The sequence below is a fragment of the Aquisphaera insulae genome (assembly GCF_011064615.1).
GTDB classification, from domain to species: Bacteria; Planctomycetota; Planctomycetia; order Isosphaerales; family Isosphaeraceae; genus Aquisphaera; species Aquisphaera insulae.
Map to the genome: position 1 here is coordinate 1 of NZ_JAALJH010000095.1, position 12,347 is coordinate 12,347.

Genomic DNA, 12,347 nt, shown 5'->3' on the forward strand with positions numbered 1-12,347 from the left:
AGACCATCGACCCGCGGGGAGTGGTGCTCGCCTCGAAATCCACCGGCAGGTCGGAATCGCCTGCCTCGACCTTCCTCTTCAAGCCACCCGTCATTCGCCTGGGCGGTGAGCCCAGGCCTCTTTCCTCGTTCCGCGCGGGTCAACGTCCTCGCTCCAGGACCGCCGAAGGTCGTCTACGACCCGGCATGGCGTGTGGGTGGATGCATGGGTCTTGGGGGCTGTCGCCCTCCCAGTCCGGAAAGATCTGAAATTCTCGATCGGTGTCAGCACGACACACCGGTTCGGATTCTATTCTCCTCCTAAACAGACGCGAGATGCTTCCGTCGATGCAGCGGCGAAACGGCCAGAGGCGATGTATGCCGTAGGTCACCTGCCGCGTTCGGCCCCGGGCCTACTGCGGACTCGACGGTCCCCGACTCCTGCGAGCGGCCGCCAACCTCCCATTCGACATAGGGTCCCGGGAAGGGAAATCCGCCCTGCCGGCCGTCGCGGCGCGACGTCCGAAGTTGCGGGGAAGGCATGGCCCCCCGGATCGAAGGCGGCGACTCGGCCCCACTCTCCACGGAGATCGTCAGCTCATGTTTTCACATCAGGATTGCGGATCGACGTCTCGCCTCGCGAATCGACGGCGGTGCACTCGCAGCAGGTCGCGACTCCCGGAGGTCGGTGCCCTGGAGGAGCGGCAGCTCCTGACGCTGCCGACCGCCATCGTCCCCGGCCAGATCTACCAGGACGTGGCATTCCTCGACGCTCGCGGCAATACCGTCGAGATCGCGGTCAACGGCACGACGACCGGTGCCGCCGGCTTCACGGTCCGTCTCGCCGGAGACGCCACCAGCCTTGCCGACGTGGATTCGCTCAACCTCGTCGGCCTGAGCGGCCAGAACGGCCTCAGCATCACCGTCACCCCGAACGAGTTGACGATCAACGCCGGCAGCGACTACTACAACAAGATGTTCAGCGCCGGGTACACGAACATCGCCAAGATCACCGCGGCCGATGACACCACGACCCTCGGCAACATCCAGCTCGGCGCGGCCATCGTCGGGGACATCAACCTGCCGAACGTGGCGATGGGGCGCATCACGCTCGACACCGGCATGGTCACGTACGTCGATCGCGTGAACACCTCGACGCTCGCCTCCTCCAGCAGCAACTCTCCCACGATCACGATCACCAGCCCGTTGACGGGGGAGCAGGAGATCGTCGATGAGAACATGGTCGGTGCGGGCGGCCAGTACAACCCGGCTGCCGGGCTGATCGACCTCTACAATGTGGAGGCCAAGAGCATCAGCTCGATCGTCGTCAACGGGTCGATCAGCGCGACGACGAACGACCCGTTCGACGAGACTCAGCTCACCAACGACCTGCGCGGGATCGTCGACGTGTCGGGGAACATCGGATCGATCGTCGCACCTCGGGGCGCTCTGCGAAACGCGGTCCGTGCGGGGGGGATCGGGTCCATCCAGATCGGCCAGATCAACGGGGAGATCACCACCAGGGACGTCTCGCAGCCGCTGACCATTGCCCTCCCGCTCCAATTCACGGGCTTCCTGAACGTCGCCGGCCATCTGAACCTGGGGTTCGCCGGCTCGACCGCCGAAAAGGACACGGGGAACATCTCGGCCGGTGGCGGCATCTCCGGCTCCGACCCGTCGCAGGCCGACTCCATCTTCGTGCCGGACAAGCTGGCGACGTCCATCGTCGACACCAGCACGACGCAGGGGATTGCCGACATCGTATTCAACGGGACGGCCTTCTCGCGCTGGTATTCGGCGTCCAGCATCGGCAACATCACGGCGCAGGTGCTCGATGCCTCCTCGCTGTTCGAGGCGGGCACGGACATCGGCGACGTCGAGATGCTGATGCCCACGACGGTCGCCACCGGGACGGCCGCCCAGACCCAGACCCGCTCGGCGGTCAACCTGGACGGCTTCATCAAGGCCGGCGGGAACATCGGCGACGTCAAGTCGGCCACCGGGATCAAGGCCCAACTGATCGCGGGCGGCAACATCGGGACCATCACGGGGGTCTCCGGGGGCCTCGAGTCCACGGTCGTGCTCGCCGGCGGTAACATCGGCGACATCACCGTCTACCAGCCGGCGGTCTCCCTCACCGAGATCAGCGCCGGCGGGGAGATTGGCGATATCCGGGCCTACTCCGGATCGATCGGCTGGCGGGTCAAGGCCCACGACATCGGCAATATCCTCGTGGACGCGGGGTCGCTCAACCTGGCCGTGTTCGTCGCGGCGAACGACCTCGGCGACGTCACCGTCACGAACCCCGATCAGACCGCGATGGATGGCGGCAGCCTCATCGCAGGGCACAACATCGGCGACGTGACGGTCTACGCCTTCAACGGGACGGCGATCGACGGGACGCTGATTCAGGCCGGAAATCGCATCTCCAGCGTGACGGGCATCTCGTACGGCTCGGTCATCCTGCCCTCGGTCTCGGCCGGGGTCCCCTCGTCGGTCGCTCACACCAACAACGGGATCAATCAGGCCCAGATCCTGGCCGCCGAGATGGGGGCGATCAAGGGGCAAGGCTACGTGGGCACGGGCCTCTACAAGGTCGTGATCCACGCTCAGGTCGGCAACATCGACTCGATCACGGGGATCGGAAACGGCGACGGCATCTACGAGCCGGTCGTCGTCGCCGAGGGCGGCATCGGGCCGATCACCGGCCAGTCGACGGTCCTCGGCAGCGGCATCGAAGGTGGGAGCTTCGACGCCAACGGGAAGACCTCCGCCTCCCTGGGCACCATGGGCCAGATCACGGCCCAGGGCGGTCCGGCCGGAGGGGACGGGATCTACGGCACCCGCTTCCAGGCGTCCAACCGGATCGCGGGAATCGACAGCACGGTCAACGCCAACGGCGGCGACGCCCTCTATGCGATCTCCACGTACGCCCAGAGCTACGGCGACATCAAGGCTCTCGTCCTGGGCGGGCAGACCGGCAACGGTATCATCGACTCCTCGCTCCGCGCCTGGACCGACTACGAGAACAACCGCCCGGATGTGCAGGTGGACGGCATCTACGTCGATGTACGGTCGGGCCTCGGGATGGGCATCAGCAACTCGATCTTCCAGGTGAAGGGCGACATCACCAACCTCCAGGTGAAGGCCCTGAATGGGTCGGCCATCTCGAGGAGCAATTTCAGCATCTCCCAGGGGGACTTCGGCCGAATCTACGCCGAGTCGATCAACAGCGGTACGGCGATCTCGAACAGCATCTTCATGGCCGATAACGGGTCGATCACCTCGGCCCGCGACCAGGCTAGCGCGCTGACCTCGGGGATCACGGCGATCGCCAGCGGGACCTCGATCCTCTCCGACGCCATCTCGGGCTCGTCGTTCACGGCTGACGGCAACATCGGCTTCATCTCGGCCACGACCAAGGGGGGCACGGCGATCAGCGGCTCGATCTTCGTGGCCGATTCCGACTACGGCAACTCCATGAACGGGCCGAACCTCCCCAACACGACGCCGGATACCACCGACCTGGGGGCCATTTTCGGCATCTACGCGAAGACGGCAGGCCAGCACCTCGTCAGCTCCGCGGGCATCTCCGGCTCGAGCTTCGAGGGCGAGCGGATCGACAGCATCACGGTCGAGGTGACCGATCGGGAGCAAGGCGGGGCCGGCATCTCCGCCTCGATCTTCAACGGCCGAAACGCCGTCTACGACAACAACGGCAACTTCAACAACGCGGGGACCATCGGCACGATCACCGTCGTCGACGGCTCGCTCCGTGGCAACGGGATCGAGGACAGCCAGTTCCTCGCCGGGGCGGCGGGCTCGATCGGCAACATCAACGTCACCACGCTGGGCGGCGCTGGCATCCGTAACAGCGAGTTCCGCGCCTCGCAGTTCGACTACGATCAGAGCCTGTTCACCTCGACGATCGGCAACATCACGGTGACCACCGGGCGATCGAGCACCGGACTGCTTCCCGTGCAGCCGCCGCCGAATGACGGCTGGACCCTCCTGGCCGCGGGCATCGATACCAGCTATTTCGCGGCCGACGCCGGCATCGGCAATCTCAACGTCAACTCGATCGGGACAGGAGTCTTCCTCTCCGCCTTCCTGGCCGATTTCGACGTCCTGACGCGATTCGGTACGATTCCCGGGTTCATCCTCCCCTTCTTCGCGGACAACGTGCCCGGCAACATGGGCAACGTGAACATCACGACGAACGGGCGATTCGCGTTCGGGTCGGTCTTCTCCGTGTATAGCGGTGCGAGCGTCGGCAACATCAACATCAACATCTCCCCCCTCAACAGCGGACAGCAAGTTGGCTCCGCCGCGGCCGCCCTGACGACGCCCACGTCTGCGGACGTCACCCTCAACGTCCCCGACCTGACCGCGAGCAAGGCCGGCACCCTTGTCAACTTCCTGACCAACGCCGCGTCGTTCTCGCTCCGATCGATCATCGGGCCTTCGGCCAGCGCCGGCAGCCTCTATCTCGCGACCGACGGCGACATCGGCCGGATCAATGTCGCCAACGCCGGCCCGGGTTTCGACTCCTTCGTCTCGGGATACATCGCCCTGCCGTATGGCAACTATGGCCCGGTCGCGCCGTTCGACTCCTCGTTCCTGAACGTCTTCTGGGGCCGCGCACGCAAGGCCGCCGGTGCCCAGGAGCCCGCGAGCGTGGCGCCCAACAGCCTCACCGCGCCTGCCAGCAGCACCTACCGCGCCGGCGACACGCTGTACTTCAGCGTCGGATTCACAGGCTCGGTCAACGTCACCGGACAGCCGTCGATCCCGGTCCAGGTCGGCTCGGTCATCCGTCAGGCGCTATACGATTCGGGGAGCGGCGCCTCGCAGCTACGCTTCAGCCTGCAGTTGGAACCGGGCGATTCCGGCGACGTCTTCATCCCCGCCGGCACGGTCCTCCACACCGAGCTGAGCGACCGGATCACCGAGAGCGCGACGGGCATGGAGCTCACGGAGCTCGCGGTCCCGTCCCTGAGCCCTGGAACCATCCGGATCGACTCGACGGCGCCGACGGTCGTCAGCGTCTCGCCGATCCAGCACGCCGGGAAGCGGTACAGCGTCGGCCAGTTGCTCTCGATCGACGTCACCTTCAGCGAATCGGTGATCGTCTCCGGCTTCCCGATCATCCCGCTGACGATCGGGGGCATGAACCGGGCCTTCACCTACGCCGGAGGCAGCGGAACCAACACGCTCCACTTCACGTACCGGCTGACTCGAGCGGACCTCGCAGGGGCGAAGTCCGCGACGACGACGGGGCAGATCGTCCTGCCCACCGGCGTCTCGATCACCGACGCGGCGGGGAACAAGGCCTCGCTCCCGCCCCTGAGCTCGACGACGACCTCCGTCTCGACCACGACGACCAAGACGACCGCTTCCAGGCGGATCGTCGCTCGGACGAAGGCCGTACACCCTGCCGGGCCGCTCGCCGCGAAGCGTCGCGTCGCGGTCGGCCGGAAGGTGTGATTGCGTTCCGCTCAGGAACCGGGTGAGGGCTCGGGACATCCCGGGTATCGACGATGGAATCGGCGGCCTCCACGCCGAGGACATGCGTCGATACTCTGGGTGTCCCGTCTCCATTCCCATCGGCCCGTTTCCTCGACGGCCGATGCGGCAAGGGCTCCGATCCACGCGATCGAGGACGGACGGGGCGAGTGCGGGCCGTCGCGCTCCTGGAGGCGGGATGGAAGTTCCCAGCATCCAGGTTGAGAGTCTGACGGTGATCCAGGAGAGTTGAATGGGAACCGGCGTCAGGTCGGCTCCGCAGGCCCATGAGCCCCGACTCCGCAGGGGCGTGATGCTGAGAATGGGCCAGATCCAGGGAAGAAAGGGACGGTCGTGGGTGAACACCGGATCCGACTTCGAGCCGCCTGGGAATGCACCGTGGAGGGTGCCGATCCGGCCGTCACGACGCGCTTGACCCTGCCCGCCTCGATCGCGGCGCTCCCCGGCCGCCGCCTGAAGCTGACGCGACGATTCGGGTGCCCCCCGGCCGAGTCGACGACGCAGGAGGGATCCCCGATCCTCGTCCTGGAATCGGTCCCGGGGCTCGTCTCGGTGGTCCTCAATGGCCAGCAGATCGGGATCGTCGGTGCCGATCGAACCGCCGTCACGCTTCGCTTGCCGCGGATCGAGCCGCGGAACCTGCTCGAATTGATGGTTGATCTCGATCGGGTTCGCCGATCCATGGCCGAGGGACGGGCGCCCGAGGATCCCCCCGAGGCCTGGGGAGATGTCGCCCTGGTCTTCCGGTCGGGAGGATGATCGACGGCATCGTCCCTCGGGGGCATCGCGTCTCGGCTCCGCCCCTTGGCCGCCGGACCATGGACCGCTACCATGAGCAGGAGGGGACGGGCTTCCGCGACAAACATCCCGGGGATGGACCGCGCATGAACGACGTCGACCGTGAGTCGGTTCGCAAGACCTACCAGTTGTGCCGACTCAGCTACTTCTTCCTCTCGGCCTCGCTGGTGCTCGCCTCCATGGCCGCGATCATCCTGACGGCCGCAATCCTCGGGGATCGAAGGCTCATCCTCTGGTACAGATCCTCCCCCCTGAGCGAGTGGATCTCCACCATCATCGTCTGGGCCATGCTCCTCGGAACCATGCTGCTCTGGGGCCGCTGGGAACAGAAGAGCTGGCAGCGCCGGGTCGGCCTCCTGCTGCTCATGTGCCTCGTCGACCTGGTCCTCTGGTTCATGGAGCGGTCCGCGGCCCAGGGGAATGGTGCGATCGGTTGGTTCCCCGACAACCTGGGCCTGGCTCTCGGCTGGGCCGAGTTCGCGCTGGTCGCCAGCCTGACGGGGGATTACCTCGTCCACCTGGGCGCGGAGCGGGCGGACGAATCCGCCCGATCGATCCGCTCACTGGCCGCCACCGGCGCCGTGGTCTGGATGCTCCATTTCTGCGAGGCCACCAACTGGGACGGCGGCTGGCCCCTGCAGGCCCGCATGCTCGGGCCCCAGGGGCAGCTTCTTTTCCTTGGCTGGCACCTGATCTGGACCATCTGCCTGATCCAGGTCTCCGCCCTGGTGCTCGCCGCGTTCAGCCACTCCAACCGCGTGCTCGGGGAGATGGAGAAGGAGGATCGGGAGAGCGACCCGCTCGCACACCCCTCCGAGTCCTCCCACCGCGACCTGCTGGCGACCATGCCCTCGCGAGGAACCGGCCCCTTCATGTGAGGACGAGGCTGCTCGCTCGTTCACCGGCTGCCGGCCGGGAGCAGCTCGCGGAGCGACTTGGGCAGGGGGAAGTGGACGTTCTCCTCGCGGACGTACGCCTCTTCCATCGTGGCCCCGTGGTTCCGGACCAGGTAATCGACGCATTCCTGGACCACGTCCTCCGGGGCCGACGCACCGGCGGTGATGAGGACGGTCCCCACCCCCTCGAACCACTCCGCGCGGATCTCCGAGACCCCGTCGATCAGGTGGGAGGGGACGCCCAGCGAGAGCGCGATCTCGGCCAGCCGCCGGCTGTTCGAGCTATTCTGGCTCCCCAGGACGAGGACCAGGTCGGAGCGTGAGGCCAGCTCCCGCACCCCCTCCTGGCGGTTCTGGGTCGCGTAGCAGATGTCGTCCTTGGGCGGGTTCGCGATCTGCGGGAACCGCCGCCGGAGCGCCGCGATGACGAGGTTGGCGTCATCCACGCTGAGGGTGGTCTGGGTGAGATAGGCGAGCTTCTCCGGGTTGCCGATGTCGAGCTTCTCGACGTCCTCGGCCGTCTCCACCAGGACCATCTGCTCGGGCGCCTCGCCCATGGTGCCGATGACCTCGTCGTGCCCCTCGTGGCCGATCAGGAAGATCGTGTAGCCCTCGCGGGCGTACTTGATGGCCTCGAGATGCACCTTGGTGACCAGCGGGCACGTCGCGTCCACGGCCACGAGCCGCCGGCCCCGCGCCTGCTCGCGGATCTGCGGCGAAACGCCGTGGGCGCTGTAGAGCAGCGGAGAGCCCTCGGGCACCTCGTCGAGCGACTCCACGAAGACCGTCCCGCGGCCCTTGAAGCGGTCCACCACGTACTTGTTGTGGACGATCTCGTGATAGACGTAGACCGGCGGTCCGAAGAAGTCGAGGGCGCGCTCGAGGCACTCGATCGCCATGTTCACCCCCGCGCAGAAGCCTCGGGGATTGGCCAGGATGATTCGCATCGGGGACGGGACTCCTCCATCGTTCCGGTCGGCGTGGAATGCTCCCTATCGTAGGCGAGCCGGCGCCGGCTGGGAAGGCGAATGGATGCCCCGGGGCCGTGTCCTCCTGCAGTCGAGTAGGATCGATCATCCCGGCTCGGAAGCTTCGCCGGCCGCGGGCCTCCGGAGGAGCAGGCTTAGTGCCACGGCCGCGAGGAGGAGCACGCCCGACAGATAGAACGCGGCGTCGAGGCTCCCGAATGCGTCCTTGAGGTATCCGGCCAACTGGGGCACGAAGAACGCGATGCCCCACCCCAGGAAGACGAAGCCGTAGTTGAACCCCAGGTTCCTCGGGCCGAAGAAATCGGCCGTGAACGCCGGCAGCAGGGCGAGTGCTCCCCCGTACTGCCAGTAGGAAAGGCCGACCGCCAGGAAGAGGAGCGGCACGCTCCCCGAGGCCAGGATCCTCGGCATCAGCAGCAGGCATGTCGCCGCGACGACCCCGTTGATCAGGTAGGCGTTGGAACGCCCGATCCGGTCCGAATACGAGCCGGTACCGACCCGCCCCAGCGCGTTCACGAGCCCGCCGAATGAGGCGAGGATCCACGCGTTGGAGGCGAAGAACGGCAGCGACCCGGCCGCCGCATTGAGCAAGGGGGTGGCGTTGGCGATGACCAGGAGGCCCGACTGGGCCGATCCGATGAAGAGGAAGACGAGCCCGTAGAATTGCCGGGTCTTGAGCATCTCGGACGCGGTCCAGTCCGTCGTCGCCATGGACGTCGTCGTCGCGGCGGCCGGCGCCGGCGGGACGTATCCGGCGGGCGGAAGCACGAGGAACTGGGCGGAGACGACGATCACCAGCGCGAAGAGGCCGCCGAGTGCCAGGAAACTCCCCGAGAGGCCGTAGGACGCGATCAGACTCTTGGCCAGCGGAGCGATGTAGATCGCCGCGGCCCCGTAGCCCGCGACGACCAGCCCGACCACGACCCCGCGACGATGGGGGCCGAACCACTTCACGGCCGCGGGCGTGGTCGCCGCATAGCCGAATCCCATGCCGATGCCGCCGAGCACCCCGAAGCCGAGGAGGAGGCCGATATAGGATTTCATCAGCGCCGACACGACGCACCCCGAGGCGAGGAAGAGCCCCCCCAGCAGGGCGCCGAACCTCGGGCCGTACCGATCCTGGATCCGTCCCCCGGGGATCATCATCAGCGCGAAGATCATCCCGCAGGCGGCATAGGCGGAGGTGGCCTGGGCGTCGGTGAGGTAGGTCCACCCCGCGTCCAGCCCGGACATCGGCGAGCCCGCGGGATGCGCCTTGCCCCCGAGGAGCCTGGCCTTCCAGACGCTCCACGCGTAGAGGATCCCCAGGCACAGATTGACCGCCATCCCGGCGACAACCACCCCCCATGCCTTCAGCGGAATCCCGGGCTCTCGTTCCATGCCGTCTCCTCGGGCCAGGGCCGAAAAGAGATGCAGCATAGCCTGAGGGTTGGCGCGATGCAAAAGGGCCGTGGCTGCCGCCTGATCTTCCGGAGACTGGCGGGCACCGGGCCCACGCCCCCCGTTTCAGGACGAACAGCGAGGGATCGGTCCGGGGCTTCCTCCGCGAGCGTGATCGCTACTTCACGATCAGGTCGTTCGAGTTGATGTTGTAGCCGACCAGCACGGCCTTCTCTCCGTCCATTTCGAACGTGAAGACCTCGGTCCCCGAACCCTTCTCGAACGTCGTGGTCTGGTTCAGCACGACCGTCGTCGTGAGATTGAACGACCGGACGTTGAAGCCGGCGTTCACGGACTGGACGACCTTCCCCAGCTTGCGCTCGACGGCGCCGAGCAGATCGAGGAACTGCTTCTCGGCCGCGGCACCCTTCATCTTTGAGTGGCTGGCGGAATAGATCTCCGCGAGCTTGCCCTGGTTGTAGAGCGTGTGGAACTCGGCCACCCCCCGCTCGGCTGCTTCCTTGCCATGGAACAGGCCGCCACAGCCGGAGGCGAGGAGCACGAGGCTGAGGAGAGGGACGGTTGACAGGCTTTTCATGATGGTGCGAGCTCGATTGACCTGGGGTGGAGAAAAATCCGTCGCGCGCCGCGTGACGATCACGCGAGAACTCTCGTGGCGGACCGCGTCACTTGCCCTCTTGCAGGCCCGACTCATGACCCAACTTCAACGTGCCGCGATCGATGCCCGCTTTCGAGGGGGCGTAGACCGATTCCGATGCACGGACGGGATGCCGTCCGGCATCAAGGGATTCGTACCGAGTTCGACGCCATCGACCGGATTCCTGGATTCCGTGCCGAGTCGGCTCGGGCGTCGCTCGCCGGCCGACTCGTCCGCCCTGGTCGGATCGTAACGACCCTGCCGGCCCGAGAGATCCCGTCGGCTCTCGCTCTTCTGGAAAGCCCACGCCCGCGTCTGCTAGAATCCGGATCCGGCGGCGATTGGTCCCGGACCATCGGCCGAGGGGCGAGCATTGATGAGCGACGATCGACGCGAGGTGGCCTCGGCCGACGAGACCGCGGCCCTGATCGAGCGGATGGCCGCCGCGGTCTGGGCGGGTCGCCGCCCGGGCTCGCCGTTTTACCTGGTGGGCGTCCGGACGCGTGGCGCGGCGCTGGCGGAGCGGCTGGGGCAGGAGCTGTCCCACATCGGCGGCGACACGATCGCGGTCGGCGCCGTGGACATCACGCTCTACCGCGACGACCTGGGCGAGGGCCGGCGCTGGCCGGTCCTGCGCGGGACCGAGATCCCCTTCGCGGTCGATGAGGCGGAGATCATCCTCGTCGACGACGTCCTGTTCACGGGCCGCACCATCCGGGCCGCGATGAACGCCATCTGCGACCTCGGCCGGCCGGGGCGGATCCGCCTGGCCGTCCTGGTGGACCGCGGCCATCGCGAGCTGCCGATCGAGCCCGAAGTCGTCGGGCTCAAACTGGCCACCGGCCGCCACGACCGGGTTCGCGTCCGGCTCCGGCCGCTCGACCCCGCCGACGAGATCGTCCACGTCGGGGCCGATCCCGCCCACGGCCCCACGTCCCCCGAGAGGAGGCCCTCCCCGTGAGCATCTCCACCGGCGTCGAGACCGAGCCGGGATCCCCGCCGGCCGCGGCCAATCCCGCCGCCACCTGGACCCGCCGCCACCTGCTGGGCCTCGAGGACCTCTCCGCCGAGGAGATCGTGGCCATCCTGGACACGGCCGAGTCGTTTTCCGAGGTCTCGAAGCGGAGCCGCAAGAAGGTCCCTGCGCTCCAGGGCCGGGTCGTCTTCAACCTCTTCTTCGAGAACTCGACGAGGACCCGGACGAGCTTCAGCCTCGCCGCCAAGCGGCTCTCGGCCGACACCCAGGACTTCACCGCCAGCTCGTCCAGCCTCTCCAAGGGCGAGACCTTCATCGACACCGCCAAGAACATCGAGGCCATGGGCGCCGACATCATGGTCGTCCGCCATTCGACGCCGGGCGCGCCCCACCTCCTCTCGCAGCACGTGAAGTCCGCGATCATCAACGCGGGCGACGGCGCCCACGAGCACCCGACCCAGGGGCTGCTCGACCTGATGACGATCCGCAAGGCGAAGGGCTCCATCGCCGGGCTCACGGTCGGCCTCCTCGGCGACATCGCCCATTCGCGGGTCGCCCGATCCAACATCTGGGGGCTCACCAAGCTCGGGGCGAAGGTCATCGTCTGCGGCCCCCCGACTCTCGTCCCCAGGTCCATGGAGAAGCTCGGCGTCGAGATCGCCTACAACCTCGACGCCATCCTCCCCCGGTGCGACGTCGTCAACGTCCTCCGGATCCAGTTCGAGCGGCAGCAGGGCGGCCTCTTCCCGTCGGTGGGCGAGTATTCCCACTTCTACATGATGACCGAGGAACGCGTCCGCAAGGGCAAGCCGGACCTCCTCCTGCTGGCGCCGGGGCCGATCAACCGCGGCGTCGAGCTGACTCCCGAGGTGGCCGACGGCAAGCACTCGGCCATCCTCGACCAGGTGACCAACGGGCTGGCCGTCCGGATGGCGGTGCTCTACCTGCTGAGCGCCCGGATGGAAATGAAGACGAACAGCGGAAATGCGGACTAACCACAGAGGCACAGAGGACACAGAGAAGACGGGGGGACGAGAAGAAAGGGATGAAGACAGGGGTAAAAGCGGCGGGAACGCATGTGAAACCGTCAAGCAATTGGGCGAGACCGCTGATTTCCAGAATCTTCAAGCCTTACAATCCATAATT

At 67.0% G+C, this 12,347-nt stretch carries 8 protein-coding genes; 5 read left to right on the forward strand and 3 right to left on the reverse strand.

Going from position 1 to position 12,347, the window contains the following annotated elements:
• Positions 1-578 precede the first annotated feature (578 nt).
• From G6O54_RS31110 to G6O54_RS31120, 3 genes are all read left to right on the forward strand, one after another.
• On the forward strand, positions 579-5,465 hold the full coding sequence (locus G6O54_RS31110; protein ID WP_165232674.1) for a beta strand repeat-containing protein: 4,887 nt from the start codon (positions 579-581) through the stop codon (positions 5,463-5,465).
• Between the two features lie 372 nt (positions 5,466-5,837).
• Positions 5,838-6,263, forward strand: a complete 426-nt coding sequence (locus G6O54_RS31115) for a hypothetical protein (RefSeq protein WP_165232676.1) — start codon at positions 5,838-5,840, stop codon at positions 6,261-6,263.
• 125 nt (positions 6,264-6,388) lie between these two features.
• Positions 6,389-7,180, forward strand: a complete 792-nt coding sequence (locus G6O54_RS31120) for a hypothetical protein (RefSeq protein ID WP_165232679.1) — start codon at positions 6,389-6,391, stop codon at positions 7,178-7,180.
• A 20-nt stretch (positions 7,181-7,200) separates the two neighbouring features.
• On the opposite strand, the gene ispH is transcribed toward G6O54_RS31120, so the two are convergent.
• From ispH to G6O54_RS31135, 3 genes are all read right to left on the reverse strand, one after another.
• Positions 7,201-8,145, reverse strand: coding sequence for a 4-hydroxy-3-methylbut-2-enyl diphosphate reductase (gene ispH, locus G6O54_RS31125; RefSeq protein WP_165232682.1), 945 nt, complete (start codon positions 8,143-8,145; stop codon positions 7,201-7,203).
• 126 nt (positions 8,146-8,271) lie between these two features.
• Positions 8,272-9,567, reverse strand: coding sequence for an L-lactate MFS transporter (locus G6O54_RS31130; RefSeq protein ID WP_165232685.1), 1,296 nt, complete (start codon positions 9,565-9,567; stop codon positions 8,272-8,274).
• Between the two features lie 178 nt (positions 9,568-9,745).
• Positions 9,746-10,165 carry a hypothetical protein gene (locus G6O54_RS31135; RefSeq protein ID WP_165232688.1) on the reverse strand — a complete coding sequence of 140 codons (420 nt, stop codon included), beginning with the start codon at positions 10,163-10,165 and terminating at the stop codon, positions 9,746-9,748.
• 436 nt (positions 10,166-10,601) lie between these two features.
• Here G6O54_RS31135 and pyrR point away from each other — a divergent pair, with 436 nt between their 5' ends.
• Both pyrR and G6O54_RS31145 read left to right on the forward strand, forming a co-directional pair.
• Positions 10,602-11,186, forward strand: coding sequence for a bifunctional pyr operon transcriptional regulator/uracil phosphoribosyltransferase PyrR (pyrR, locus tag G6O54_RS31140; RefSeq protein ID WP_165232691.1), 585 nt, complete (start codon positions 10,602-10,604; stop codon positions 11,184-11,186).
• A gap of 2 nt (positions 11,187-11,188) precedes the next feature.
• Positions 11,189-12,196, forward strand: coding sequence for an aspartate carbamoyltransferase catalytic subunit (locus tag G6O54_RS31145; protein ID WP_165232727.1), 1,008 nt, complete (start codon positions 11,189-11,191; stop codon positions 12,194-12,196).
• Positions 12,197-12,347: the final 151 nt, after the last annotated feature.